Source organism: Lichenibacterium ramalinae, assembly GCF_004137085.1.
Classification (GTDB): domain Bacteria; phylum Pseudomonadota; class Alphaproteobacteria; order Rhizobiales; family Beijerinckiaceae; genus Lichenihabitans; species Lichenihabitans ramalinae.
The window spans coordinates 136,547-161,180 of sequence record NZ_QYBC01000015.1; the positions used below are offsets into that span (position 1 = coordinate 136,547).

Annotated in this window: 25 protein-coding genes; 13 read left to right on the forward strand and 12 right to left on the reverse strand. The window is 71.5% G+C overall.

Annotated elements, in window-relative coordinates:
- Window positions 1-18: 18 nt before the first annotated feature.
- On the reverse strand, window positions 19-2,148 hold the full coding sequence (flhA, locus tag D3272_RS17945) for a flagellar biosynthesis protein FlhA (RefSeq protein WP_129220579.1): 2,130 nt from the start codon (window positions 2,146-2,148) through the stop codon (window positions 19-21).
- A 575-nt stretch (window positions 2,149-2,723) separates the two neighbouring features.
- On the opposite strand from flhA, the gene D3272_RS17950 reads away from it, so the two are divergent.
- The 3 genes from D3272_RS17950 to D3272_RS17960 all read left to right on the forward strand — a co-directional run bounded on the left by D3272_RS17950 (window position 2,724) and on the right by D3272_RS17960 (window position 4,180).
- Window positions 2,724-3,170, forward strand: a complete 447-nt coding sequence (locus tag D3272_RS17950; RefSeq protein ID WP_129220580.1) for a YidB family protein — start codon at window positions 2,724-2,726, stop codon at window positions 3,168-3,170.
- A gap of 31 nt (window positions 3,171-3,201) precedes the next feature.
- Window positions 3,202-3,819 carry a PDZ domain-containing protein gene (locus D3272_RS17955; protein WP_129220581.1) on the forward strand — a complete coding sequence of 206 codons (618 nt, stop codon included), beginning with the start codon at window positions 3,202-3,204 and terminating at the stop codon, window positions 3,817-3,819.
- 67 nt (window positions 3,820-3,886) lie between these two features.
- Complete coding sequence (locus tag D3272_RS17960; RefSeq protein ID WP_129220582.1) at window positions 3,887-4,180, forward strand: hypothetical protein; 294 nt, start codon at window positions 3,887-3,889, stop codon at window positions 4,178-4,180.
- A 171-nt stretch (window positions 4,181-4,351) separates the two neighbouring features.
- On the opposite strand, the gene D3272_RS17965 is transcribed toward D3272_RS17960, so the two are convergent.
- Both D3272_RS17965 and D3272_RS17970 read right to left on the reverse strand, forming a co-directional pair.
- Complete coding sequence (locus tag D3272_RS17965) at window positions 4,352-5,806, reverse strand: porin (RefSeq protein WP_129220583.1); 1,455 nt, start codon at window positions 5,804-5,806, stop codon at window positions 4,352-4,354.
- Between the two features lie 315 nt (window positions 5,807-6,121).
- Window positions 6,122-6,889: an aldolase/citrate lyase family protein gene (locus D3272_RS17970; RefSeq protein WP_129220584.1), complete on the reverse strand. Its 768-nt coding sequence runs from the start codon at window positions 6,887-6,889 to the stop codon at window positions 6,122-6,124.
- Window positions 6,890-6,986: 97 nt separating this feature from the next.
- On the opposite strand from D3272_RS17970, the gene aroQ reads away from it, so the two are divergent.
- Window positions 6,987-7,433: a type II 3-dehydroquinate dehydratase gene (gene aroQ / locus D3272_RS17975; protein WP_129220620.1), complete on the forward strand. Its 447-nt coding sequence runs from the start codon at window positions 6,987-6,989 to the stop codon at window positions 7,431-7,433.
- 4 nt (window positions 7,434-7,437) lie between these two features.
- Here the strand turns inward: aroQ and D3272_RS27995 are convergent, their stop codons facing one another.
- The gene (locus D3272_RS27995) at window positions 7,438-7,881 is read right to left on the reverse strand and encodes a cupin domain-containing protein (RefSeq protein WP_245496652.1); all 444 of its coding nucleotides are present in this window, start codon (window positions 7,879-7,881) and stop codon (window positions 7,438-7,440) included.
- Between the two features lie 338 nt (window positions 7,882-8,219).
- Between D3272_RS27995 and D3272_RS17985 the strand changes: the two genes are divergently transcribed.
- On the forward strand, window positions 8,220-9,074 hold the full coding sequence (locus tag D3272_RS17985) for a manganese catalase family protein (protein ID WP_129220586.1): 855 nt from the start codon (window positions 8,220-8,222) through the stop codon (window positions 9,072-9,074).
- A gap of 72 nt (window positions 9,075-9,146) precedes the next feature.
- On the opposite strand, the gene pdeM is transcribed toward D3272_RS17985, so the two are convergent.
- The 4 genes from pdeM to D3272_RS18005 form a co-directional block, all read right to left on the reverse strand.
- Window positions 9,147-9,830 carry a ligase-associated DNA damage response endonuclease PdeM gene (pdeM, locus tag D3272_RS17990; RefSeq protein ID WP_245496653.1) on the reverse strand — a complete coding sequence of 228 codons (684 nt, stop codon included), beginning with the start codon at window positions 9,828-9,830 and terminating at the stop codon, window positions 9,147-9,149.
- A complete protein-coding gene (locus D3272_RS17995; RefSeq protein WP_245496654.1) occupies window positions 9,823-12,381 on the reverse strand; it encodes a ligase-associated DNA damage response DEXH box helicase in 2,559 nt (852 codons plus the stop codon). The genes pdeM and D3272_RS17995 overlap by 8 nt, the downstream gene beginning before the upstream one ends.
- 202 nt (window positions 12,382-12,583) lie before the next feature.
- Window positions 12,584-13,201 (reverse strand): chemotaxis protein CheB, encoded by a 618-nt coding sequence (locus D3272_RS18000; protein ID WP_129220588.1) that lies wholly within the window; start codon window positions 13,199-13,201, stop codon window positions 12,584-12,586.
- Window positions 13,202-13,259: 58 nt separating this feature from the next.
- Window positions 13,260-14,162 (reverse strand): class I SAM-dependent DNA methyltransferase, encoded by a 903-nt coding sequence (locus D3272_RS18005; protein ID WP_245496655.1) that lies wholly within the window; start codon window positions 14,160-14,162, stop codon window positions 13,260-13,262.
- 112 nt (window positions 14,163-14,274) lie between these two features.
- Here D3272_RS18005 and D3272_RS18010 point away from each other — a divergent pair, with 112 nt between their 5' ends.
- The 5 genes from D3272_RS18010 (at window position 14,275) to D3272_RS18030 (ending at window position 18,182) form a co-directional block, all read left to right on the forward strand.
- Window positions 14,275-14,640, forward strand: a complete 366-nt coding sequence (locus tag D3272_RS18010; protein ID WP_129220590.1) for a hypothetical protein — start codon at window positions 14,275-14,277, stop codon at window positions 14,638-14,640.
- Between the two features lie 255 nt (window positions 14,641-14,895).
- Complete coding sequence (locus tag D3272_RS18015; protein WP_207210248.1) at window positions 14,896-15,144, forward strand: hypothetical protein; 249 nt, start codon at window positions 14,896-14,898, stop codon at window positions 15,142-15,144.
- A gap of 64 nt (window positions 15,145-15,208) precedes the next feature.
- Entirely contained in the window at window positions 15,209-15,466 is a 258-nt protein-coding gene (locus D3272_RS18020) for a hypothetical protein (protein WP_129220592.1), read from the forward strand.
- A gap of 44 nt (window positions 15,467-15,510) precedes the next feature.
- Window positions 15,511-16,536, forward strand: a complete 1,026-nt coding sequence (locus D3272_RS18025) for a ligase-associated DNA damage response exonuclease (RefSeq protein ID WP_129220593.1) — start codon at window positions 15,511-15,513, stop codon at window positions 16,534-16,536.
- Window positions 16,533-18,182 carry a cisplatin damage response ATP-dependent DNA ligase gene (locus tag D3272_RS18030; RefSeq protein ID WP_129220594.1) on the forward strand — a complete coding sequence of 550 codons (1,650 nt, stop codon included), beginning with the start codon at window positions 16,533-16,535 and terminating at the stop codon, window positions 18,180-18,182. The genes D3272_RS18025 and D3272_RS18030 overlap by 4 nt, the downstream gene beginning before the upstream one ends.
- 20 nt (window positions 18,183-18,202) lie before the next feature.
- On the opposite strand, the gene D3272_RS18035 is transcribed toward D3272_RS18030, so the two are convergent.
- The gene (locus D3272_RS18035; protein ID WP_129220595.1) at window positions 18,203-19,237 is read right to left on the reverse strand and encodes an NADP-dependent oxidoreductase; all 1,035 of its coding nucleotides are present in this window, start codon (window positions 19,235-19,237) and stop codon (window positions 18,203-18,205) included.
- A 206-nt stretch (window positions 19,238-19,443) separates the two neighbouring features.
- Here D3272_RS18035 and D3272_RS18040 point away from each other — a divergent pair, with 206 nt between their 5' ends.
- Window positions 19,444-20,625: a pyridoxal phosphate-dependent aminotransferase gene (locus tag D3272_RS18040; RefSeq protein WP_129220596.1), complete on the forward strand. Its 1,182-nt coding sequence runs from the start codon at window positions 19,444-19,446 to the stop codon at window positions 20,623-20,625.
- A gap of 367 nt (window positions 20,626-20,992) precedes the next feature.
- Here the strand turns inward: D3272_RS18040 and D3272_RS18045 are convergent, their stop codons facing one another.
- Both D3272_RS18045 and D3272_RS18050 read right to left on the reverse strand, forming a co-directional pair.
- Complete coding sequence (locus D3272_RS18045; protein ID WP_129220597.1) at window positions 20,993-21,673, reverse strand: NrsF family protein; 681 nt, start codon at window positions 21,671-21,673, stop codon at window positions 20,993-20,995.
- The gene (locus D3272_RS18050) at window positions 21,673-22,257 is read right to left on the reverse strand and encodes an RNA polymerase sigma factor (protein ID WP_207210249.1); all 585 of its coding nucleotides are present in this window, start codon (window positions 22,255-22,257) and stop codon (window positions 21,673-21,675) included. Before D3272_RS18050 ends, D3272_RS18045 begins: the two co-directional genes overlap by 1 nt.
- A 280-nt stretch (window positions 22,258-22,537) precedes the next feature.
- Between D3272_RS18050 and D3272_RS18055 the strand changes: the two genes are divergently transcribed.
- Window positions 22,538-23,218, forward strand: coding sequence for a DUF1007 family protein (locus D3272_RS18055; protein ID WP_129220598.1), 681 nt, complete (start codon window positions 22,538-22,540; stop codon window positions 23,216-23,218).
- Window positions 23,209-24,336, forward strand: a complete 1,128-nt coding sequence (locus tag D3272_RS18060; RefSeq protein WP_245496656.1) for a nickel/cobalt transporter — start codon at window positions 23,209-23,211, stop codon at window positions 24,334-24,336. The genes D3272_RS18055 and D3272_RS18060 overlap by 10 nt, the downstream gene beginning before the upstream one ends.
- A 13-nt stretch (window positions 24,337-24,349) precedes the next feature.
- On the opposite strand, the gene D3272_RS27410 is transcribed toward D3272_RS18060, so the two are convergent.
- Window positions 24,350-24,604 (reverse strand): hypothetical protein, encoded by a 255-nt coding sequence (locus tag D3272_RS27410; RefSeq protein WP_165361407.1) that lies wholly within the window; start codon window positions 24,602-24,604, stop codon window positions 24,350-24,352.
- Between the last annotated feature and the right edge of the window lie 30 nt (window positions 24,605-24,634).

The following is a 24,634-nucleotide window of genomic DNA, read 5'->3' on the forward strand; positions in this document are numbered from 1 at the left end:
GGCGCCGGGCCCGTCCCGTCACGAGACCGTGCCGAGCGGCTTGATCTCGAGGCCGCGGGCGATCTCGAGGTGCGACAGCACCGGCAGGGTGGCGAACATGCGTTCCACGATCATGCGCACGTAGGTGCGCACTTCCGGAGCCGCGATCAAGACGAAGTTGTGGCCCTGGTCCATGCGCTCGCGGATGGCCACCGAGGCTTCCTGGCCGAACTGTTCGACGAGCCGCGGGTCGAGCTCGAATTCGGTGACGTCGCCCTTCGCGTCGCGCTTGATGCTCTGGTGGAAGGCGAGGTCCCAGCGGTTGCCGAGGCGCAGCACCTTGAGGGCGCCGTTGTCGGTGAGGTCGCCGCAGATCTGCTGGGCCATGCGGACCCGCACGTGTTCGGCCACCTGCTCGGAGCGGCGCACGTGCGGCACGATCTCGGCGATGGCTTCGAGGATCAGGTGCAGGTTGCGGATCGACACGCGCTCGCCGAGCAGCAGCTTCAGCACGGCCTGGAGCCCCGAATACGAGATCTGCCCCGGGCACATGTCGTCGATGAGCTTCTTGTATTCGGGCTCAAGGCGGTCGAGCAAACCGCGCATGTCCTTGTAGGAGAGGAGCTGGCTGAGGTTGTTGCGGATCACCTCGGACAGGTGGGTGAGCAGGATCGACAGCGTGTCCACGGTCTGGAAGTTCTGGCGCTTGGCTTCCGCCGCATAGGCGTCCGACACCCACAGGGCCTTCATGCCGAAGGCGGGTTCGCGCGTCTCGGTGCCGGGCAGGTCCGGCTTGCGGCCGTCGCCCGTGATGATGAGGGATTCGCCCAGGCGCAGCTCCTGGGCGACCACCACGGTGCCGTGAATCTTGATCTGGTAGGTCTTGGCGGCGATGTCCATGCTGTCCGAGACCTTGATCTCGGGCACGACGAACCCGTATTGCCGGGCGAACTTGCGCCGCATCTTGGTGACGCGGTGGGCGAGTTCGGCCTGGCCCGGCTGCAGCCGCGCGCCGAGCTGCTTGCCGAGCACGATCTCGATCTCGGCGGTGCGCAGGAACTCCTTGACCGAGTCCTTCGCCTCCGCGGTCGCGCTTTCGGCCGCTTCGGCGGCCTCGGCGGCGGCGGCGGCCGTCGCGGCGGCCACGCGCCGCGGCAGGATGGTGCCGACCGTGACCATCGCGCCTCCCAGGGCCGCGAAGGGCACGAAGGGCAGGCCCGGCACCAGGGCCAGGACGAACATCATCAGCGCCGCCACCATGAGGGCGCGCGGGAAATGCACGAGCTGGTTCAGCACCGCCTTCTCGGTCGAGCCGCGCGTGCCGCCCTTGGACACGAGCAGCGCGGCGCCGAGCGACACGATGAGCGCCGGGATCTGCGACACGAGGCCGTCGCCGACCGACAGCTTGGCGAAGACGTCGGCAGCCTGGCCGAGCGGCATGCCGTGGCGCGTCACGCCGATGACGATGCCGCCGAAGACGTTGACGGCCAGGATGATGAGGCCCGCCACGGCATCGCCGCGCACGAACTTCGAGGCGCCGTCCATCGAGCCGAAGAAGGCGCTCTCCTCCTCGAGTTCGCGCCGGCGGGCCTGCGCCTCCTTGTCGGTGATGAGGCCGGCGGACAGGTCGGCGTCGATCGCCATCTGCTTGCCCGGGATGGCGTCGAGCGTGAAGCGCGCGCCGACCTCGGCGATGCGGGTCGCGCCCTTGGTGATGACGACGAAGTTGATCGTCAGCAGGATGGCGAAGACGATGAGGCCGATGACGAAATCGCCGCCCATCACGAGGCGCGAGAAGCCCCCGATGATGTAGCCGGCCGCGTTGGAGCCTTCCGAGCCGTTCGACAGGATGACGCGCGTCGTGGCGATGTTCAGCGACAGGCGCAGCAGCGTCGCCACCAGCAGCACGGTGGGGAAGGCCGAGAATTCGAGCGGCCGCTCGATCCACAGCGCCACCATCAGGATCAGCACCGAGAGCGCGATCGAGAAGGCCAGTCCCATGTCGATGATGAAGGAGGGGATCGGCAGGAAGAAGATCGACAGGATCGCCACGATGCCGATGGCGAAGCCGATGTCGCGTCCCCCGCGCCGCGGGGCCGCGTTCGCCGCGGCGCCGAGGGCGGGCTTGGTGGAATTGGCCCTCGCCGGGGTGATGGTCGCGATGCTCATGGGATCCTGCCGCCCGTCGGCCCCGCGCGGGGCCGGTTCTGCCGAGGCGCAGGCTGGCCGAGGGAGCTTGCGCCGAGGTGGGGCGACGGCGGCCATGGCGGCATCCGTCCGGCCCGGCCGGTGGCGATCGGCGGCGCCGTGCGGGAACCAAGGCCGCACCGTGCGGGAACCAAGCCCGCCCGTGCCGGTTGTCAGGGCTCATGGATCCCCGCGAGAGGACCATCCGTGCGCGGGCCGGCCGAAGGTCGGGGATGCGTGCGGGCGGAAGCAGTCTCGGCCCGGCTGCGGGCCATGCGGCCCAGGTCGGACGTCATCGTCCGGCGGGGCCGCCGGCCCGGAGGCGGTGCGTCGGGCGGGACGGGACCTGGTTTCCGTTCGGCGGACGCACCGATGGTGCCCTGAAGCCTCGTGCGGCGCCGGCGCCAGCGGCTCGCCCGAGGTCCCTTCATGTCCGGCTGGCGGACCATCGGCCATCCCGATCCGCATCGCACGGCCCAGGAGCGCCTCTTCCGTCAGGGAGGGGGACAGGCCGGGTGGGCGGCACGGCGGTGCCCGACTTACCTGCGGAGATTCACATGGGCATTCTCGACTCGGTCATCGGCAGCCTTCTCGGCGGCAACCAGAACCAGCAGGGCGGCGGCGGCTCGGCACTCGGCTCCATCGTGTCGAGCGTGCTCGGCGGCGGCCAGCAGGGCGGCCAGGCGGCCGGCGGCGGAATGGGTGGCGGCATGGGTGGCGGCATGGGCGGTGGCATGGCGGGCGGCCTCGGCGGGCTGCTGTCGCAGTTCGACCAGGCCGGACTCGGGGACGTCGCCCGCTCCTGGGTCGGCAGCGGTCCCAACCAGCCCGTCTCGCCCGACCAGTTGCAGAACGTCTTCGGACGGGACCAGACCCAGTCCATGGCCGACCAGGCCGGCATGGAACACGGCGACTTCCTCAACCAGTTGAGCCAGCACCTGCCCCGCGCCGTCGACGGCATGACGCCGAACGGTGACGAGTCCGGCGGCTCGATGAACGTTTGACCTCGGGCCAACGCGACACGGCGGAACATTCATGATCGGCAAACGCACCGTCACGGCCCTGGTCCTGGCCTCGTTCGTCGGCCTCCAGCCGGGCATCGCCCCGGCCTGGGCCGACAACCAGATGGGCTATCGCTTCCTGTCGGCCTCGGATGCCGATCGCCTGCCCAAGGCGGGCGGCACGCTCGGGCTCAACGTCGGCCCGGGCTCGGAGATCACCAGCGGCGGGATGACCTTCCGGCTGCTGCGGGTCAACACCGTCAAGGCCGGCGCGGCCGGCGCCCAGGCGGGCTTCCGCAAGGGCGACCAGATCATCTCGGTCGATGGCCGCGTCTTCCCGGGCGTGCCGGCCTTCGCCGACTACGTGGGCTCGCTGGCGCCGGGGCGCCAGATCAACGTGGACTTCATGCCGGCCGGCGGTGGCCCGCAGGATGCCCAGCGGCTGACGGCGACGCTCGGCGGCGGCTCGACCGGGTCCGCCCCGGCGGTCGCCACCGCCCCGCCCGAGGCCGCTCCGGACGCCCCGGCCGCCGGCGGGACGCTGTCGACCGGCACCAAGGTGGCGATCGGCGCCGCCGCGGTGGCGCTGTTCGGCTGCTACAAGCTCGGCTGCTTCAACCGCTTCAAGCGGCAGCCGGCCGTGGCGCGGTGATGCTCACCCGGCGTTCATGCGGCCTCGTCCACTCTAGCGTCAGATCACCAGAAAGGACGAGGCAACCATGAACATCACCTGGAAGGGCATGATCGTCGGGACGCTGGCCCTGGCCGGCGCGACGTTCGCCACCGCAGAGGCCGACGCCATGCCGGTGCAGCCGCTCACCGCCGGTGTTTCGGCCGCGCAGGTCGAGCCCGTGTACTACTACCGCTACGGCTATCGTCGGCCGTTCCTGCGCTACGGCTATGGCGTCCGCCGCCCGTTCTACGGCTACCGGCGCCTGCGCCCCTACGGTTTCCGGCGTCCGTTCTACGGCTATCGCCGCCCGTTCTACGGCTACGGCTATCGCCGCTTCTGACCCGATCGCTTCGGGCGGCTGCGGGTTCTTCGGCGGCGGGCGGTCTTCGGACCGCCCGCCGTCTTGGTTTCGGGCCCGGCGCGCTTCCCGCGCCGGCCGTCGCACGCGAGGACCGAAAATCGAAAAAGCCCGGCTCGCGCCGGGCTTTCGAGTTTTCAGCGCTACGGGAGATCAGAAGTCGCGCTGGACGCGAAGACGGGCCTCGAAGGCGTCGGGGTTCTTGGAAACGCTGACGGGCAGGGCCGTGGCGACCTGGCCGCGGTTGTGCGCGAGGGTCTGGTCGATGTGGAGGTAGTCGACCTCGAGGCCGACCTCGAGGTTCTTCACGGGATCCCACAGGAACTGGTTGCCGACCCGGTACTGGCTGGCGTCGCCGAGGCCGCCGAGCGTCCAGTCGATGTTCTTGATGCCGTTGCCGTAGGTGATCTGCTCGTAGGAGCCGAAGACGACGTCGTGGAAGTTGGGGGAGAAGTAGTGGTTGAAGGCGGCCATCACCGAGAAGCCGCGGCCCTTGTCGAGCACGTAGGCGGCGGCCTGGGTGCCGACGAGGTGGACGGCGACCGCGTCGCGGTCGAGGTGCTGGAAGCCACCCACGGCGATCGAGTTGAAGCCGCCGTTGAAGTAAAAGCCCGAGTCCATGTAGGTGTAGGCACCCTCCTGGTAGGCGCCCTGCAGCCAGAGGTCGTCGCCCGCCGCCAGCATCGGCAGCTTCACCCTCACGCCGCCCTGCACGGCGAAGCCGTCGGTGTCGGCCTTGCCTAGGCCCTGGCCATTCGTGCCGGCGAAGGGACCCGAGGTGGACTGGATCTGGTGATAGGCGCCCGACAGCTGGGCCGAGCCCCAGGCCTGGTCGTAGCGCAGCACGCCCACGACGTCCGGCACGGTCTCGCCCGCATAGCGCGCCGCGCCCGCCACGTTGTTGGGGCCGCCCAGGATGTTGCCGAGGTTCTGCGGCAGGTTGCGGGCGTTGCGGTCCTCGATCGACACGGTGGCGGAGAGGCCGCCGCCGGCCGTATAGGTGTAGGCGAAGACGTTGTTCGAAAGATCGGAGTTGGCGATGCCTTCGTAGTTGTAGTTGTCGGCGTAGAAGTCGAAGAACGACTGCAGGCGTCCGGCCGTGAAGCCGGCGAACTGGATGAAGCCGCGGCGCAGGGCGGCATTGTTGCCGCCGGCGTTGGCGAAGGTGTTCACGCCGCCGTTCGGACCGCCGCCGAAGTAGAGCCCCTGGAGACGGTCGATCTGGTACTGCAGGTAGGTGCGCAGCGTGCCGTAGGCCGTCTGGGTGCGGGTGTCGACGCCGAGGCGGGCGCGGGCCAGGAAGCCCGACTCGTCACGATCGCGGCCCGGGACGAGGCCGAAGGTGCCGGTGGAGCGGTTCGGGATGCCGGCGACCGGGAAGAACAGGCGCGAGTTGTTGATGAAGGCGCCTTCGACGCGCATCGTGGCGCTGATCTGCAGGCAGGTGTCGGTGCCCGGGATGTAGAAGAAGCCGGCACCCGTGAAGTCGCACACCCGGACGTAATCCACCGGGGCCGCCTTGCGAACCGGAAGATCTGCCGCATTGGCCGTATTGGCGGTGATGATCGCCACGGCCGAACCCAGCAGAAAACCCTTCAAGACTGTCATGGCGTGTTTCCAGGTGAACGAATTCGGAGATGCGGAACCAATGACCCGAGGTCGCCTCGGCGCCGCTCATAAGAATTTTTTTAAGGAGAAGAAATGAGTTGAAACTTAGAGCCCTCGGTTAACCTGGATCAAAAGCCGGACCTCGATGCGACGGACGCCTCAATGCGGCAGAAATGCATCACTCGCGGGGCAGGACATGCTCGCCTCCTCTGTCGGTCTGGGGCGTGAACAACTCCTGCGTGCGGGAACTGCCCTCGGACAGGGCCGGCGGTCACGCCCGAGGGGATCGTGGCTCGGCTCGATGGGGCGCCGCCGTCACTCCGGCGCGAAGCTGGCGCGCAACGCGTCCGCGCCGCGGGACAGGATGGCGCCGTCCGTGCCCACGGCCGTGAAGCGCGTCCCGAGCGCGATGCAGCGGCGGGCGAAATCGCGATCGAGCGTCAGGATGCCGGCCGGCTTGCCGGCAGCCACGATGCGCCGGATCGCGTCCTCGATGGCCTCCAGCACCGCGGGATGCATCGGGTCGCCCGCATGCCCCAGGCTCGCGGCGAGGTCGGCCGGCCCGATGAAGATGCCGTCGACGCCGTCCACGGCCGCGATGGCTTCGATCGCGCCGAGCGCTTCCGCCGTCTCGACCTGCACCAACAGGCAGAGCTCGTCGGCGGCGCGGGCGGCATAGTCCGGGACGCGGCCGTAGCGGTTGGCCCGCGTCCAGCCCGAAACGCCGCGCAGTCCCGCCGGGGGGTAGCGCATGGCGGTGACGGCGGCCCGGGCCTCGGCGGCATCCTGCACGTAGGGGATCAGCAGCGTCTGGGCGCCGATGTCGAGGAAGTGCTTGATCAGCGCCGGGTCGTTGGTCACGGGGCGCACGACGGGCGAGACCGGGTAGGGCGCGGCCGCCTGGAGCTGCGCCAGGACCGTGGTGGCGTCGCCCGGCGTGTGTTCGGTGTCGAAGACGATCCAGTCGTAGCCGGCGCCCGCCAGGACTTCGGCCACCGTGCCGCCCGGGACGGTGCACCAGAGCCCGATCTGCTGACGGCCCTCGCGCAGCGCGCGCTTGAAGCGGTTCACCGGCATGTCCATGGCATCGTCCTCCCGAGGTGGCCCGTCGCGGCCTTGCGCCGGGTCTGCGCCCGCCGTTCTATCCTGGACCGATCCTCGCATGCAGGGAACACCCGCGATGAGCCGCCTCGTCTTCGTCCTCAACGGGCCGAACCTCAACCTTCTCGGCAAGCGCCAGCCGCAGATCTACGGACACGAGACGCTGGCCGACGTCGAGGCGGCGTGCCGCGCGACGGCCGGGGAACTCGGCCTGACGATCCGGTTCCACCAGAGCAACACGGAAGGGCAGATCATCGATTGGATCCACGAGGCGCGGGAGGTGGCGGGCGGCATCGCCATCAACCCCGCCGCCTACACCCACACCTCCGTGGCGATCCTCGACGCCCTCAACGCCTTCGACGGCCCCGTGATCGAGGTCCACATCTCCAACGTCCACAAGCGCGAGGGCTTCCGCCACCATTCCTACGTGTCGCTGCGGGCCGACGGCGTCATCGCGGGCCTCGGCACGCAGGGCTACGGGCTGGCCCTGCGCCGCATCGCCAGCCTCATCGACGCGAAGGCCTGACGGGCTAGCGGAACCGGCCCGGCTGGTTCACGGTCGGGGTCACGTCGAGGCCCGTGACGATCATGGTGCAGGGCTGGTCGCCCACCGTTCCGGACCGGTGCCCCTTGCCGCCGCGGGTGTTCTGGTCCTCGCCCATCATCAGCTCGCCCGGCCCCATCTCGACGCGGTGGCCGTCCATGGTCTCGACGAACCACCGCCCCGTCAGGATGGCGATCCACTGCGGCTTGGGGTTCTCGTGCCACTCGCCCACCCAGCCGACGGGCAGGACCGTGAAGGTCACGCCCGCCTGGCACGGCTCCATCTTGTCGTTCCACTGCGGCGCCACATCGGGGTTGACGCCCTTGAACGCGAAGGCGCCGAGCTCGAACCGCTCCTGGCGGCTGACCCCGTCGGCATCGGTGTAGACGTGCCAATAGGGCATCTTGGGCGTGGCGGCCGTCTGGCTCATCGGAGGCTCCTGGCGCGGGCGGGTCCCGCTCCCGCAAGAAGGGCCGGTGCGGGCTTTTGTTCCCCGATCCCCCTCGCGGCCTCGGACACCCGGGCCGGACGGTGTCCCGCCCGGGCGGCCTGGGTCGGGATCCGCAGGGGTGTTTTCCGAGTATAACATAGATCAAGGCGACGATATTTCACGCAAGACTGCGAACCTTCCTCCGATCCAGTGTCTTCTGACCCCTGAAGCATGACGGCGAGGCGTTGAACTCGGCGGAGTCATCCTGCACCCGCGGGTTCGACTCTGCCGGCATCGCCCTGCGCGTGCCGTCGCGAAAGCTTCGACGGAGAGGTTCAATGTTCTATTTCGACAAGAAGCTCCAGTATCCGGTCCGGGTCGAGACGCCGGACCCGCTCTTCGCACGTCAGCTGCAGCAGGCCATCGGCGGCATCGAGGGCGAGATCCGCGTCTGCATGCAGTACTTCTTCCAGGGTTGGGGCTCGCGCGGCCCGACCACCAAGTATCGCGACATGCTGCTCAACACCGCCACCGAGGAGATGGGCCACATCGAGATGCTGGCGACCGCGGTGGCGCTGAACCTCGACAAGGCCCCGGTGAGCGAGCAGGAGAGCGGCGCCGCCGACGGCATCGTCGGGTCCATCATGGGCGGCGGCAACACCAAGGGCGTGATCGGCGACATGCTGCAGCGCCACATCCTGTCGACCGGCCTCGCGGCCTTCCCGGCCAATGCCGACGGTGTGCCCTTCGACATGTCGCACGTTTACGCCAGCGGCAATCTGGCGGCCGACATGTACTGCAACGTCGCCGCGGAATCGACCGGCCGCGTCCTGGCGGTGCGCCTCTACAATGCCACGAACGATCCCGGCATGAAGGACATGCTGGGTTTCATGATCGCGCGCGACACGATGCACCAGCAGCAGTGGCTCGCCGTGATCGAGGAGCTCGGCGAGAAGGCGCATCTGCCGATCCCCAACAGCTTCGACCAGTCGAAGGAGAACACGAAGTACTCCTACGCGTTCTTCGGTTCGGCCGCGGACGGCACGCCCCCCATGGCGGGTCGCTGGACGGATGGGCCGAGCCTCGACGGCAAGGCGCAGTTCTCCGTCATGCAGAACGCCCCGCTCGGCGAAGAGCCGGTGCTGGGTCCGGCACGGTCCGATTCCGCCGCCCAGAAGGAACAGATGGCCTGATCGGCCATGCGCGTGCCGCCCGCCCCGGATCGGGGAGGGCGGCACGCCTCGGAAGGGCGTGTCGCCGCCCGGTCAGGCGCCGGCGAGGCAGCGGCTTTCCGGGATGGCGTAGACGCGGTCCCGCCCGAGCGCGTGGGCGATGCGGCGGCCCTCCTTCAGCAGGCCGGCGAAGGCCGGGTGGCGGAAGTTGAGCCCGCCCGCATAGGCGCCGAAGGCCGGCATGATGCAGCGCGTGCCGTCCGACACGAAGGCGCGCCGCCGCACCGCCCCGCCGGCGCCCGCCACGATCGCCACCGGGTGCAGGTGCCCGGCGATCTCGCCCGCCGGCGCGCCGGGCAGCGGCTCGTGGCGCAGCGTCAGCGGCCCCAGCGACCAAGTGGCGGCCGTCGTGCCGCCGAGCCCCTTGGGCGGGGCAGGGTCGTGGTTGCCGGCGAGCCACACCCAGTCGCGGCCCGCCTGCAGCGCCGCCAGCGCCGCCCGGTCGGCCTCGCCCATGCGGGACGCGCCCGCGCGGTCGTGGAACGAATCCCCCAGCGCCACGACGAGCCGCGGCCGGGTGCGCGCCACCACGGCGCCGAGCTTCGCCAAAGTGGCGGCCGTGTCGTAGGGCGGCAGCATCAGGCCGCGCCGCGCGAAGGACGAGCCCTTCTCGAGATGCAGGTCCGCCACCAGCAGCACGCCGTCCGCTTCGTGGAACAGCGCACCGCAGACATCGGCGAGCAGGTCCACGCCGGCGACCCCGACATGGCTATGCACGCGACTCACCACGCCGGGTCTGGCCTCGACCGGCGCCTTCCGTTTCAACGCTGTCATCGTCCGCGGTGGCTTCCTCGATGAGAACGTCCGCGGCATCGGCCAAGACCGCATCCTCGGCCTCGCCGTAGACGGGCTCGCGCCCGATCTCCAGCATGATCGGGACGGCGAGCGGTGAGATCTTCCGCAGGGGCTTGTGCAGGATCTTCCCCCGGATCCGCGACAATAGCTCGCCGAGGCGCCGGAGATCGAGGAGTCCCGTCGCCGCATCGTCGCGTGCCGCCTGCAGCAGGATGTGGTCGGGCTCGTGGCGGCGCAGCACGTCGTAGACGAGGTTGGTCGACACCGTCATCTGGCGGCCGGTCTTCTCCCGGCCGGGATGGCGGCGCTCCACCAGGCCCGCGATGGTGGCGCAGATGCGGAAGGTGCGCTTCATCATCGAGCTCTCGTCGAGCCAGGCTTCGAGGTCGTCGCCCAGCATGTCCTCGTCGAAGAGTTCCTCCAGCGTCACCAGCCCCCGGGCGATCCGGCTCCCCACGTCGTGGTGGGACCAGATCGCGATGGCGTAGTCGTTGGCGACGAAGCCCATGGGGCGCAGCCGCGCCCGCTCCATGCGCCGCGACAGCAGCATGCCGAGCGTCTGGTGGGCGAGGCGGCCCTCGAAGGCATAGGCGATGAGGTAGTGGCGCCCGCCGCGCGGAAAGGTCTCGACCAGCATGCGGTCGCGCGGGGGCAGGGCGGATTTCGCCTTCTGCAGCGCCAGCCAGTCCTCGACCTGGTCGGGCAGGTCGAAGGCTTCGGGCTGGGACGTCATGGCCCGGACCTGTTCGGCGAGATAGGTGGTGAGGGGAAACTTCGAGCCCGCGTAGGAGGGGATCTTGGGCTCGGTGCCGGAGGTGCGGGCGCAGAGCGCCTCGTCGTCGACGATGGCCTGAAGCGCCAGGATCTCGCCGCCGAACAGGAAGGTGTCGCCCGGCAGCAGCGTTTCGAGGAAGCCGTCCTCCACCTGGCCCAGCACCCGTCCGCCCCGCCCGATCGGGCCCGTGCCGGTGGGGGTGCCGGCCGCCGAGGCGCCCGCGCCGCGCGAGCGCACCAGCCTCACCTTCAGCATGGCGGCCTGCACGATGGTGCCGACGTTCATGCGGTACTGCTGGGCGACCTTGCCGTTCGACACGCGCCAGCGCCCGTCCTTGCCCTGGCGGATCTTGGCGAAGCGGTCGTAGGCCTGCAGCGCGTAGCCGCCGTGGGCGACGAACTGCAGGGCGCGGTCGAAGTCCGCGCGCGCCAGCGCCGCATAGGGGGCGGCATCGGTCACCTCGGCATAGAAGGCGTCGGCGTCGAAGGGCTCGGCGCAGGCCATGCCGAGCACGTGCTGGGCCAGCACGTCGAGCGCGCCGGAGCGGGGCACCGGCGTATCCTGGGCGCCCGCCGCCGCGGCCGTGATGGCGGCCCGGCATTCCAGCACCTCGAAGCGGTTGGCCGGCACCAGGATGGCGCGCGACGCCTCGTCGAGCCGGTGGTTGGCCCGGCCGATGCGCTGGATCAGCCGGCTCGCGCCCTTGGGGGCACCGACGTTGATGACGAGGTCGACGTCGCCCCAGTCGATGCCGAGGTCGAGCGTCGCGGTCGCCACCACGGCTTTCAGCCGCCCCTCCGCCATGGCGTCCTCGACCTTACGGCGTTGGCCGACATCGAGCGAGCCGTGGTGGAGGGCGATGGGCAGGTTGTCGGCGTTGATGCGCCACAGGTCCCAGAACAGCTGCTCGGCCTGGAACCGCGTGTTGACGAAGAGCAGCGCCAGCTTCACGCGCCGGATCTCGTCGTAGATCTCCTTCAGGGCGTGGCGGGCGCTGTGGCCTGCCCAAGGTAGGCGCTCGCGCGAGTCCAGCATGGTGATGACGGCGGCGGCCCCCTCGGGCGCCGTGACGATCGCGGGCTCCGGGTCGGCCCGCCCGCCGAGATAGGCGACGAGCTCCCGCGGCTCGCGCACGGTGGCCGACAGGCCCACGGTCTGGACGCCGGGGGCGAGGCGGCGCAGCCGCGCGAGGTCGAGCGCCAGCAGGTCGCCGCGCTTCGACGTCACCAGCGCGTGCAGTTCGTCGAGAACGATGCGCTTCAGGTCGGCGAACAGCTCCTTGGCACCCGGGTTGGCCAGCAGCAGGGCGATCTGCTCGGGCGTCGTCAGCAGGATGTCGGGCGGGTCGCGGCGCTGGCGCTGGCGCTTGGCGGCGGAGGTGTCGCCCGTGCGGGTCTCGATGCGGATCGCCAGCTCCATCTCGGCGACCGGCGTGCCGAGGTTGCGGGCGACGTCGACCGAGAGCGCCTTCAGCGGCGAGATGTAGAGCGTGTGGAGGGCGGCGCGGCGCTTCGGCGAGGCCGCGAGTTCGACGAGGCTCGGCAGGAAGCCCGCCAGCGTCTTGCCGGCGCCGGTGGGGGCGATCAGCAGGGCCGAGCGGCCGGCCTCGGCCTCGGCCAGCAGGGCCAGCTGGTGGGGACGCGGCGCCCAGCCGCGCCGCCCGAACCAGGCCGCGAAGGCGGGAGGCAGCGCCGCCACCGGACCCGCGCCCTCGCCCGGCGAGGGCGCCTTGGGCCGGGCAGGGGGGCGGGGCGACGCTCGGCGGCGGCGCGGAGCGGGCGCGGCTGCGGTCGGGACGGCAGTCGGGGTGGGGATCGGCGGGCTTTCGGACACGCCTTAAACTAGGCGCGCGGCAGCCCGGCGGCGAGCCCCGAGCCCGGCGGCGAGCCCCGAGGCCGCGTCAGGCCAGCGTGGCGGCAGGGCGGGATGGCGTGATGGCGGCCGTGATGGCTTCGGCGATCCTGTCCCGCGAGCCGATGCAGTCGATGGGCCCGTCGTAGGCGATGGCGTTCTCGGGCATGCCGGCATGCGCCACCGAACGCAGCAGCACCATGGTCAGCCCGCCCGCGTGGTGGATGGCCTCGATCCCGCGCGACCCGTCGTCGAGCGCTCCGGACAGGACGACGCCGATGGCCCGAGGCCCGGCGTGGCGGGCGACGGACTTGAACAGCAGGTCCACGGTGCGGTTGCGGTGCTGCCGGGCGGCATCGGCGACGACGTCGCCGTAGCTGGCCGCCAACAGCGTGAGATGGGACGCCGGCTCGCCGATGTAGCAGCAGCCGGGCCGAAGCTTCTCGGGACTGCCGGCCACGATGACGGCCATGTCGGTGCCGGCCTGCAGCACGGCGCGCAGGTGGCTCGGGCGATCGAACAGCCGATGCAGCACCACCATGACGACCGCGTCCGGGTCCGGTCCTAACGCCCGGAGCAGGGCCTTGATGTCGCGCAGTCCATCGTCGCCCGACGCGCCGACGGCGACGATCCAGGGGGCGGCGGGCCGGGAATGGACGGCGTTCATGCGGCAATCCAGCACGTCTGCCCGGTCCCGTGCAAGCGGCGGCCCCGCCGATCCCGCATCAGCGCCGCGCCACCGCGACCGTTCCCGGCACCGCGTGGCCGGCCTCGCGCCGCGTCGAGGCCGGCTCCAGCAGCGCGATGCCGAGGCCGGCCATCGCCAGCGCCTCCCGGAGATGGCTTTCCGAATGGCCGAAGCGCATGTCGGCGCCGAGCGCGAAGCCGTCGTGATGCGCCTGCACGGTGAAGGCCAGGACCCCGCCGGACGTCAGCGCCCGGGCGGCGGCCGCCAGCACGGGGGCGAGGTCGCCGAGGTACACGAAGACGTCGGCGGCGGTGACGAGGTCGTACCGGTCGGTGCCGGCCGACAGCGCATCCTCGAGCGGGCCGGCCGTCAGCGTCGCGTAGCAGCCGGCCTCGCGCGCCAACGCCACCATGGCGGGCGACAGGTCGACGCCGTCGATCGCCCCCACGCGGCCGGACAGGGCGCGGCCCATCAGCCCGGTGCCGCAGCCGAGGTCGAGCGCGCGACCGAAGCGCCGGCCGGGCGCGGCGCGCTCGAGAGCGGCCAGCACCACCTCCGGGCCCCGGTAGTCCAGTGCCTCGACGAGGTGGCGGTCGAAGCGGGGGGCGTAGTCGTCGAACAGGGCCCGCACGTAGGGTTCCGGCAGGCCGGCCGGCGTGCGGCCCCGCAGCCGGGCGAGATGGGGCTCCGCGCCGAGCATGCCGGCGACGTCGAGGGCCGCGACCTTCAGCCAGGCGGCGATGGCGCCGTCGCCGTCGCCCGCGCGCTCGCGCGCCTCGGCCAGCGCGGCCCAGCCCGGCGCCCAGCCCGGCACCAGCGCGACGGCCTGGTCCAGCAGGTCGGCGGCGGCGGCGTGGTCGCCAGCCTCCGCGAGGCCCCGGGCCCAGGCGAAACGCCGGTCGGCGAGGAGGTGATTCGACGATGGACACGATGGAGACAAGCGGGCCCTCGGCGCGTTGGGCGACGGGCCCGGACGGGCCGTCTTAACATGCCGTTCGGGCCGCTGGTCCATCCTGCCGTCGCCACGCCGAATCTTGCCCGGACCTGACCCCATGCCGCGACCGTTCCGCCGAACCCTGACGTTGACCCTGTCCCGCCTCGTCCCGGCCCTGGTGCTGTGGGGCAGCCTGCCCGCCGGCGCGGCCGATCTGCCGTTCGCGCCGCAGGGCGGCGGCGACCGGTTCGGGGGCTACCGCGGCACGGGCGAGGTTTCGGGATATGGCGGGGGCGGGGGCTTCCGCGTGGCGCGCGTGCCGGTCCGTCCGGCGCCGCTGCGCTACGACATCTACGGCTATCCCGTGCTCGCCGCGATCCCGAGCCCGCTGGCCGTCGGCAACGGCTGCCCGCCGGCCCTGCAGCCCGACTACGACGCCGTCGGCAACTTCGCCGGCTATTCGCCCCTGCCCATGTGTCGCTGAACGGGTCGCCGAGGGGCGTCGACCGTCCGGCGGAACGCGGCCTTTACCCCGTCCCGTGAATCGCCGGACCTTCGGCACCGATCCGTGCCACCTTGTCGCTGCGTCCCGCCTCGACGCCGCAGCGGCCCCGGCCGCCATTGCGCGGGTGGTGGCCCGACATATTTAAGAAACATGAAAAAACGGCGACAGACGCTTCGCCGCTGCAACCAAGCCTTATCGCGACAGTTGTCAACCCGGAACGGGATGGATCTCACGATGAACGCTCTCTCGATTCGGGCTCTGGTCGGTGCAGGGGTCGCGGCGGTCGCCATGGCCGGCCTGGTGTCGGTCGCGTCGCTTCCGCTGCTCCTCGCGGCCGTTTCGGCCGCGCTGGTGGCGGGTCTGGGCCTTGTCGCGTTTGTGGCACAGTCGCGGCGTTTGAATGATGCGGAGCGGCTCGTTTACCGGCCGGTCTACGTCCGTCGCCACGATATTCAGCGTCGGGTCATGTCGGATTTCGAATGATCCCGTGAGCGTGCCGCCCGGGCCGCGAAAGGCCGGGGCGGTTTTGATGAAGGGGTGTTGCGCGATGGCTTCGACGACTTCCACGACCCACATGCGCCGCCTGGGCCTCGTCGTCATGGCCTGCTTCGTCGGCGCCCCTCTGCTCGCCGTCCCGATGGCGGCGCAGGGTCAGGCGTTGCTGCGCCCGCTCACCATCAACCGCGGCATCCACGTGGTCCAGGCCTTCGGTCCGGACGACGAGGATTGCGTGTTCGAACTGCGCCGCGTCCCTCGGCCCGGCGGCCAGCTCCACACGGCCCGGAAGCTCGTCTGCAACGATTGACGGCGAAACGGACGACAGTGGGCGTTCGGCGCGGCTGAGGTGACATGTCGGCCAGCCAGATCCTGACGCAGACCCCGCTCGGGCTGTATTGCCCGGCGGGAGACGTGTACATCGACCCGATGCGGCCCGTGCCGCGCGCACTCGTGACCCACGGCCATTCGGACCATGCGCGGGCCGGTCACGGCGCCGTCATGGCGACGGCCGAAACCCTCGACATCATGGCATTGCGCTACGGCGAGGACTTCACCGTCACCCGCCAGATCGCGGCGCTCGGGGTCTGGACGACCGTGGGCGACGTGCGCGTCCGCTTCCACCCCGCCGGCCATGTGCTGGGGTCGGCCCAGATCGAGATCGAGCAGGGCGGCTTTCACCTGGTCGTCTCGGGCGATTACAAGCGCGCCGCCGACCCGACCTGCCTGCCCTTCACGCCGGTTCGCTGCCACGCCTTCATCACCGAGGCGACCTTCGGCCTGCCGGTGTTCCGCCATCCCGACGCGTCGGACGAGATCGCCAAGCTGCTCGCCTCGCGCGCGCTGTTTCCTGAGCGGACCCATATCCTGGGCGCCTACGCGCTCGGCAAGGCCCAGAGGCTGATGTCGCTGCTGCGGCGGGCCGGCTACGACCGCCCCATCTACATCCACGGCGCGCTCGAGAAGCTGACCGCCTACTACGGGCGCCAAGGCATCGCGCTCGGCGACACCCCCAAGGTCGTGGCGGCGGAGCGGCCGAAGCTCGGCGGCGAGATCGTCATCTGCCCGCCCGGCGCCATCAAGGACCTGTGGGCCCGCAAGTTCCCCGACCCCGTCACGGCCGCGGCCTCGGGCTGGATGCGGGTGCGGGCCCGGGCGCGCCAGAAAGGCGTCGAGCTGCCCCTCATCGTGTCGGACCACGCCGACTGGGAAGCGCTCTGCACCACCGTGGTGGAGACGGGCTGCGAGGAACTCTGGGTCACGCATGGCGAGGCCGAGGCCCTGGTGCATTGGGCCGGCACCCAGGGGATCGCCGCCAAGCCGCTCCACCTCATCGGCTACGGCGAGGAAGCCGAGGACGAGTTGCTGGACGCCGCATGAAGGATTTCGCAGCGCTGCTCGACCGACTGGCCTTCGAGCCCGGCCGCAACGGCAAGATCCGCCTGATGGCGGCCTACCTCGCCGCCACCCCCGATCCCGAGCGCGGCTTCGCGCTGGCGGCCCTGACGGACTCCCTGAGCTTCGCCGACGCCAAGCCCGCCATGATCCATGCCCTGGCGGCGGAGCGCACCGATCCCGTGCTGTTCCAGATGTCCTACCACTACGTCGGGGACCTGTCCGAGACGGTGGCGCTGATGTGGCCGGCCCGCGCCGGCGAGCGGGCGCCGCCGCTCCTGTCCGACGTGATCCGCACGCTCTCCACAACCGGCAAGGCGACGCTGCCCGGCATCATCGCGGGGTGGCTCGACGGACTCGACGAGATCGGCCGCTGGGCCCTGCTGAAGCTCATCACGGGTTCGCTGCGCATCGGCGTCTCGGCCCGGCTCGCCAAGACCGCCGTGGCGGCGCTCGGCCCCCACGCTCCCGACGACATCGAGGAGGTGTGGCACGGGCTCACCCCGCCCTATGCCGAGCTGTTCGCCTATGCGGCCGGGCACGGCCCCAAGCCCGATACGGTCGACCCGACGCCCTTCCGGACGCCGATGCTGGCCCATGCGGTCGACGAGGCCAAGGACTTCGCGGCGCTCGACGCAGCGCAGTTTTCCGCCGAATGGAAGTGGGACGGCATCCGCGTCCAGGCCATCACGGGGTTCGAGCGGGACGGGCGTCCCGCCCAGCGTTTGTATTCGCGCAGCGGCGACGACATCTCGTCGAGCTTCCCCGACCTCATGGACAGCCTGGCCAACGGGCGCTGGGGAACGGCGGCGCTCGACGGCGAGCTGCTGGTGGTGATCGACGGGCGCGTGCAGCCCTTCTCCAGCCTGCAGCAGCGGCTGAACCGCAAGACCGTGTCGGCCAAGACCATCGCCCAGTACCCGATCCATTGCCGGGTCTACGACCTCCTCGTGGCGGATGGCGAGGACCTGCGGGCACTGCCCTTTGCCGACAGGCGCCGGCGGCTCGAAGCCTTCGTGGCGGCGATCGACGACCCGCGCGTCGACCTGTCGCCCGTCGTGCCCTTCGCCGATTGGGACGCCCTGGCCGGGATCCGCTCTGACCCCGCCGCCCATGGCGCCGGCGACGATGCCGACGCCATCGAGGGGCTGATGCTGAAGCGCCGCGACAGCCCCTACGTGCCGGGCCGGCCGAAGGGGTTGTGGTACAAGTGGAAGCGCCAGCCCTTCAACGTCGATGCCGTGATGATGTATGCCCAGCGCGGCCACGGCAAGCGCGCCTCCTTCTATTCCGACTACACGTTTGGCGTGTGGAAGGATGGCCCGGAGGGCGAGGTGCTGGTGCCGGTCGGCAAGGCCTATTCGGGCTTCACCGACCAGGAACTGGTGAAGCTCGACCGCTTCGTGCGCAACAACACCGTCAAGCGCTTCGGCCCGGTGCGCGAGGTGGTGCACACCCGCGAAGAGGGGCTGGTGCTGGAAATCCTCTTCGAGGGCCTGAACCGCTCGACGCGGCACAAGTCCGGCGTCGCCATGCGCTTTCCCCGCGTCGCCCGCATCCGCTGGGACAAGCCGACCGCCGAGGCGGACCGGTTCGACGTGCTGGAGAAGATGCTGGCCGCCGAGGCCTGAGGGGTCCGGCGGCCGCCGCCTCAGTCCGGCGCGTCGGCCGCCACCTTCACCACCACCTTGCCGGTGTTGCGCCCCGCCAAGAGGTCGACGAGCGCCGCCGGGGCATTCTCGAGCCCCGAGACCCGATGCTCCAGCGTCGCCATCCGGCCCTCGGCGAGCCAGCCCCCGACCTCGCGGCGGAAGTTGTCCTGCTGGTGGGCGAAGTCCCACACGATGAAGCCGCGGATCTCCAGGCGCCGGCTCAGCACGGCGCGCATCACCTCGGGGACGCGGTTCGGCCCCGGCGGCAGGTCGGTGGCGTTGTACTGAGCCACGAGGCCGCAGACCGGCACGCGGGCGAAGTCGTTGAGCAGCGGCAGCACCGCCTCCCAGACCGCCCCGCCGACGTTCTCGAAATACACGTCGATCCCCCCCGGGCAGGCCGCCGTCAGGCGCTCCGCGAAATCGGGCGCCCGGTGGTCCACCGCCGCGTCGAAGCCGAAATGCTCGACCAGCAAACGGCACTTGTCGGGGCCGCCCGCGATGCCGACGGCGCGGCAGCCGCGCAGCTTCGCGATCTGGCCCACGGTCGCCCCCACCGGCCCGGTGGCGGCCGCCACCACGACGGTCTCGCCCGCCTTGGGCCGGCCGATCTCGGCAAGGCCGGCATAGGCCGTCATGCCCGGCATGCCGAGCACGCCGAGCGCCGCCGTGACGGGGGCGGGCGCCGGGTCGAGGCGGACCAGGCCCGTGCCGTCCGACAGCGACGCCGAGCACCAGCCGCAACCCGCCAGGACCAGCGTGCCGGGCGCCCAATCGGGATGGCGCGAGGACTCGACCCGGCACACGGCCTGGCCCGCCATGACGTCGCCGAGGTCGACGGGCTTGGCATAGGAGCGTCCCGCGCTCATGCGGCCCCGCATATAGGGGTCGAGCGACAGCCACAGCGTTTCCAGCCGCAGCGTGCCCGCGCCGGGATCGGGGACGGGGCGGTGCACGACCTCGAAATCGTCGGGGCGCGGCTCGCCCTCGGGGCGGCGGCGGAGCAGCACGGCGGTGGCGGGGAGCGGGGCCATGGGACGTTCTCGGGGGCCGGGCGCGGCCGACGGGCCGCTGTGGGATGTCGTCGACAACGCGCCGGGCCGTCGATGGACGCAAGGCGTCCCGGCCGATGCCCGCCGGCCTGACCCGGCGGCCTGACCCACCCGCCGCCGCGGCCTTGCGCGCCGGGCCCGCGCCCGCCAGATTGCCGCGCCACGGCCGAGCCGACGAGGAGAACCCCATGCCGAGCACCATTGCCGCCTTCGACCGAATGGGCGAGGAGAACGCCTTCGCGGTGCTGGCGCGCGCCACCGAACTCGGCCGCCAGGGGCGCGACATCATCAACCTCGGCATCGGCCAGCCCGACTTCGCCACGCCGCCCAACGTCGTCGAGGCCGCCGTCAGGGCGCTGCGCGACGGGCACCACGGCTACACGCCGGCGACCGGCATCCTGCCGCTGCGCGAGGCGCTCGCGGCCGACCTCCACCGTCGCCTCGGCGTCACGGTCTCGCCCGACAACATCGCCGTGGTGCCGGGCGGCAAGGTGACGATGTTCGCCGCCATCCTGATGTTCGGCGAGCCCGGCGTCGAGATCGTCTACCCCGACCCCGGCTTCCCCATCTACCGGTCCATGATCGAGTTCACGGGCGCGACCCCGGTGCCCCTGCCGATGCGCGAAGCCAACGGCTTCGCCTTCTCGGCCGAGGAAGCCCTGGCGCTGCTGGGGCCGCGCACCCGCCTCGTCATCCTCAACTCGCCCGCCAACCCGACCGGCGGCGTCACGCCCAAGGCGGAGGTGGACGCCTTCGTGGCGGGGCTTGAGCGCTTCCCGGAGGTGGCGGTGCTGTCGGACGAGATCTACGGCCAGATGACCTACGACGGGCTGGCCCACACGAGCCTGCTCGCCTACCCGTCGCTGCGCGACCGCCTCATCATGCTCGATGGCTGGTCCAAGACCTACGCCATGACGGGCTGGCGCATGGGCTACGCGGTCTGGCCGGACGGGCTGATCGACAGGCTGCGCAAGCTGGCGGTGAACTGCTGGTCCTGCGTCAACGCCCCGGCGCAATGGGCCGGCATCGAGGCCCTGACGGGCCCGCAGGATGCCGTGCACGCCATGGTGGCGGAGTTCGACCGGCGGCGGCGCGTCGTGGTGGAAGGGCTGAACGCGCTGCCGGGGGTGAGCTGCGCCACGCCCAAGGGCGCCTTCTACGCCTTCCCCAACATCGCCGCCACGGGCTGGCGGGCCAAGCCGCTGGCCGCGGCCCTGCTGGAGACAGCCGGGGTCGCCACGATCGGCGGGCCGGATTTCGGGGTCCACGGCGAGGGCTACATCCGCCTCAGCTATGCCGACTCGATCCCCAACATCCGGCGCGCCCTGGAGCGGATGGGCGAATTCCTGGCGAACACCACGCCGTCCTGAGCGGAACGGTCAAAAATCCGTCAATAAGGCCACGAAATGTCGCCCTGGCGCTTGTGCCAGGGTCGTTCCTGTGGTCTAGAACCAGCCCAAGAAAAAAAGGCCACCCCGAAGGGCGACCCAAGTCTAGGGAGGAAACGCCCAAGAAGGGCATGCAACGCGTGCGTTGCAGGATGTTTCTATGCTGCGCCGCACAAAAGCGCAAGCCCTTTCCGCATCCGTCGTACGATTCGACCAGAATGGGACCGCCGAGGCGTGCCATGCGGCAGCGGGCCGGTCCCCTACGGCTTCCCGCACATCCGGCCGCCGCGTCCCCGACGACCTCCTCCATCAGCGCCCTTCTGGCGGCACTCCTCCGTCAGCCCCTCTTTCAGGGCCTGGGCATCGATGCCCGTCCGGAAGCGGCGCGGGCGCCGACGACCTGGTTGAGCCCCATCACGATCAGCACGGCGACGAGGTGGGCGGCGAGGTCGACGGCCGACGCGTCGTAAGGGTGGTCGAAGTTCAGCAGCGTCGCCGAAGCTGCCGCGATGGCCAGCCCCGACACCAGCGCGGTGAGGTTGGGCCGCAGCGGACAGGCGCGGCGCACCATCACGGCCATCACGGCCATCAGCGGCACCGAGATCAGCACGATGTTGAGGAGGCAGTGGCGGGCCTCGCCCATGCCGCCCTCGCCCATGCCGCCCCCGTCCGGCATCGTCCAGGTGCGCAGGCAGCCGAGGCCGCTGGCCGACATCCACAGGACGAGCGCCGGGACGGGCAGCAGAGCCCAGCGGGCGCTGCGGCCCGGCACGCTGAGTTCGAAGGCCGCCAGCGCGGCCAGCACCGCCGTCGTGGTCGAGGCGAGGACGGCGAGCCACATGTCGGGGGCGACCATCAGCCGGCGGCCCAGCGCCGGCAGGTCGCAGGACAGCGCCAGTCCCGCCGCCAGCACGGCCGCGATGCCGATCCAGCACGCGGCCCGCACCGGAGGGGAGGGCAGGCGCCGCACGGGGGCGAGGTCGGCCGAGAGCCGCGCCACCACGTCGTCGAGCCGGCGGTCCGTCGCCATCACTCCGCCCCGTCGAAGCGGGCCCGCAGCGTCTTCAACGCGCGATGCAGGTTCACCTTGAGGGCACCCTTGGTCTTGCCGGTCTCGGCCGCCGCCTCGGCGAGGGAGCGCTGCCGCACCGCCAGCAGCTCCACGGCTTCGCGCTGGCCGGGCGAGAGCGCCGCGACGGCGCCGCGCATCTCGCGCTCGCGGGTGTCGCGCTCCAGCGCGCCTTCGGGCGTGGTGCCGGCATCCGGGAAGGCGTCATAGGCCAGGTCGTCCGAGATCTCGCGCCGCTCCTGGCGGCCGCGGTGGCGCAGGTGGTCGATGGCGCGGCGTTGCGCGATGGCGCCGAGCCAATGGGCGAAGGAGCGCGACGGGTCATAGGTGTGGCGCGCCCGGTGCACCGTGATGAGAACGTCCTGGACCACGTCGTCGAGGCTTTCGGGGCGCACGCCCGTGCGGCGCGCCACCCGCTTGATGTGGGGGATGCAGTCGCGCAGGAGCCGGTCGTAGGCCTGGCGGTCGCCCGCCTGCGCGGCCGCCATGAGGCCCGACCAGGCGAGGTCGCTCGGGGCGATGTGGGCGGGGCTCACGCGTTCCATGCCGCTCCGGATGGGCGCGCCGACGGCCCCTGGCCTGTATAATCCTGCACTTCCCAAGGTCAAAGCGGCCCGTCTCCCGGCAGCTCCACGGCAGCCTCCGCCATTCGGGTGTTCGCCGGGGCTCGCGCCGGGGTTACGCGGTGGCGGCCCGGGAAATGCCTGAGGCCGCGGCGAAGCCGGCCCGTGGCTTGCGCCGTGGGCGGGGCCGCCTCGAAACCGCCGAACTCGGCCGTCACTGCCGCCGGGGTCCGGCACGGTCGCCGGCCGGGATGGGGGACAGATGCGCCGGAAGCCTCACTCGCGCCCGCCGTGGCCCCGCCTCTCCCGCTCCGTCGCCGCCCTCGCCGCCGCGCTGCTCCTGGGGAGCGCCACGGCCGCCGCCGCCCACCCACACGTCTTCGTCACCGCCAAGGAGACCGTGCTGTTCGGCCCCGACGGGACCGTGACGGGCGTGCGCGCCGCCTGGACCTTCGACGACATGTATTCGTCCTTCGTCATCCAGGGGCTTGGCGACCCCGGCCAGCTGCTCACCCCCGAGCAACTCGCCCCACTCGCCAAGACCAACGTCGAATCCCTCGCCGAATTCGGCTATTTCACCGTCGCCAAGCTCGGCGGCCACGCGCTGGCGTTCGGCGAACCGGTGGACTACTCGCTCGCGGAAAGCCCGGACAAGCTCGTGACGTTGTTCTTCACCCTCCCGCTGAAGGTGCCGGTCCGCCCGGTGCCGGCCCTCAACGTCAGCGTCTACGACCCGACCTATTTCGTGTCCTTCGGCATGGACGATCACGACCCCGTCCGCCTCGAGGGCGCCCCCCCCGGCTGCTCCACCAGCGTCATCAAGCCCCGGCCGCTCGACGCCTCGGACAACCAGAAGCTTTCCGAAGCCTTCTTCGCCAACATGTCGCCCGGGCAGGACTTCGGCATCAAGCTGTCGTCCAAGGTGATGGTGGCGTGCCCGTGAGGGCGTCGTGCCGGCTCGGCGCCGCGCGGCTGGTGGCGCTCGGCGCCCTGCTGGCGCTCGGCGCGCTGCTGCTCGCCGAACCCGCCCTGGCCCAGGCCAAGAACCCCTTCAGCGTCGGCATCTCGGAGGGGGGCGGCCCCAGCACGGGCCTCATGGGCTGGATCCTCAGCCAGCAGGGCTTCTTCGAGCGGTCGCTGTCGGCGGCGGTGCGGGCCAGCCGGACGGATGCCGGGGCGCTGCCCTGGCTGGCCGGGCTCAGCTTCGTCTACGGCGTGCTGCATGCGGCCGGCCCCGGCCACGGCAAGGCCGTGCTGGCCTCCTACATGGTCGCCAACGCGCGCGCGCTGCGCCGCGGCATCGCCCTGTCCTTCCTGGCGGCGCTGCTGCAGGCCGCCGTCGCCGTCGCCCTCGTGGGCCTGCTGTCGCTGGTGTTCCGCGCCACCGCCACCGGCATGCGCCAGGGCGCGGCCCTCATCGAGACGGTGAGCTACGTCGGCGTCGCCGGGCTCGGCCTGTGGCTCACCTGGCGCAAGGGCGCGGCCGTGCTGGCCGCCTGGCGGGCCCGGCCCCGCGCCGCGCCGGCACCCTTCGCGCTCGCCCTCGCGGCCCCCGAGGCGCCGGCCCCGCGCGCCTACCGCCTCGGCGCCCCGGCCTGCGCGGCCCATGAGGCGCCCGTCGGCCGTTCGGCCTTCGCCTGCACGGCCGAGGCCGGCGCCGCGCCGCACCTCCACGGCCCCGGTTGCGGGCATTTCCACGCCCCCGATCCCGCGCTGCTGGGCGAGGGCTTCTCGTGGCGCGAAGCGATCTCCACCGTGGTGGCGGCCGGGGCGCGCCCCTGTTCGGGCGCCATCCTGGTGCTGGTCTTCGCCCTGGCGCAGGGCATCTTCCTCGCCGGCGTCGGGGCGACGGTGGTGATGGCGCTCGGCACCGCCATCACCACGGCGGCGCTGGCCGCCACGGCCGTGCTGGCCAAGGGCGTGGCGCTGCGCCTCGCCGGCGCCGATGCCGGCCGCGGCGCGCTGGTGGCGCGCGGCCTCGAACTCCTCGCCGCCCTGCTGGTGCTAGCGGTCGGCGTGTCCCTGCTCTTCGGCGTGGGGCCGCTGCAGGGGCTGGCCTAGGGTCGGACCTCGGTCAGCCTGACCATGCCGGGTCCGATCCCGACTCAAGCGTGGCGATCATGGGGTCATCCGTGACGCTCTTCAGGAGGGTTGACAGCGTGATCGCCCCCCGCTGCAACTTCGCGGCGTCGCGATGACGATCTCGCACGCCGCTCGGCATTCTGATCGGGCGCACCTTGGTCCCGTCGACCGGACGGAGCCGGGTCATCGGCAGGAAGCGTTCCGCAGGCCGCGCCGTTCTGGCCTCGGCACTCGCCGTGCCGCTCACCGACCCGATGCAGGATCCGACGGCCGGCGG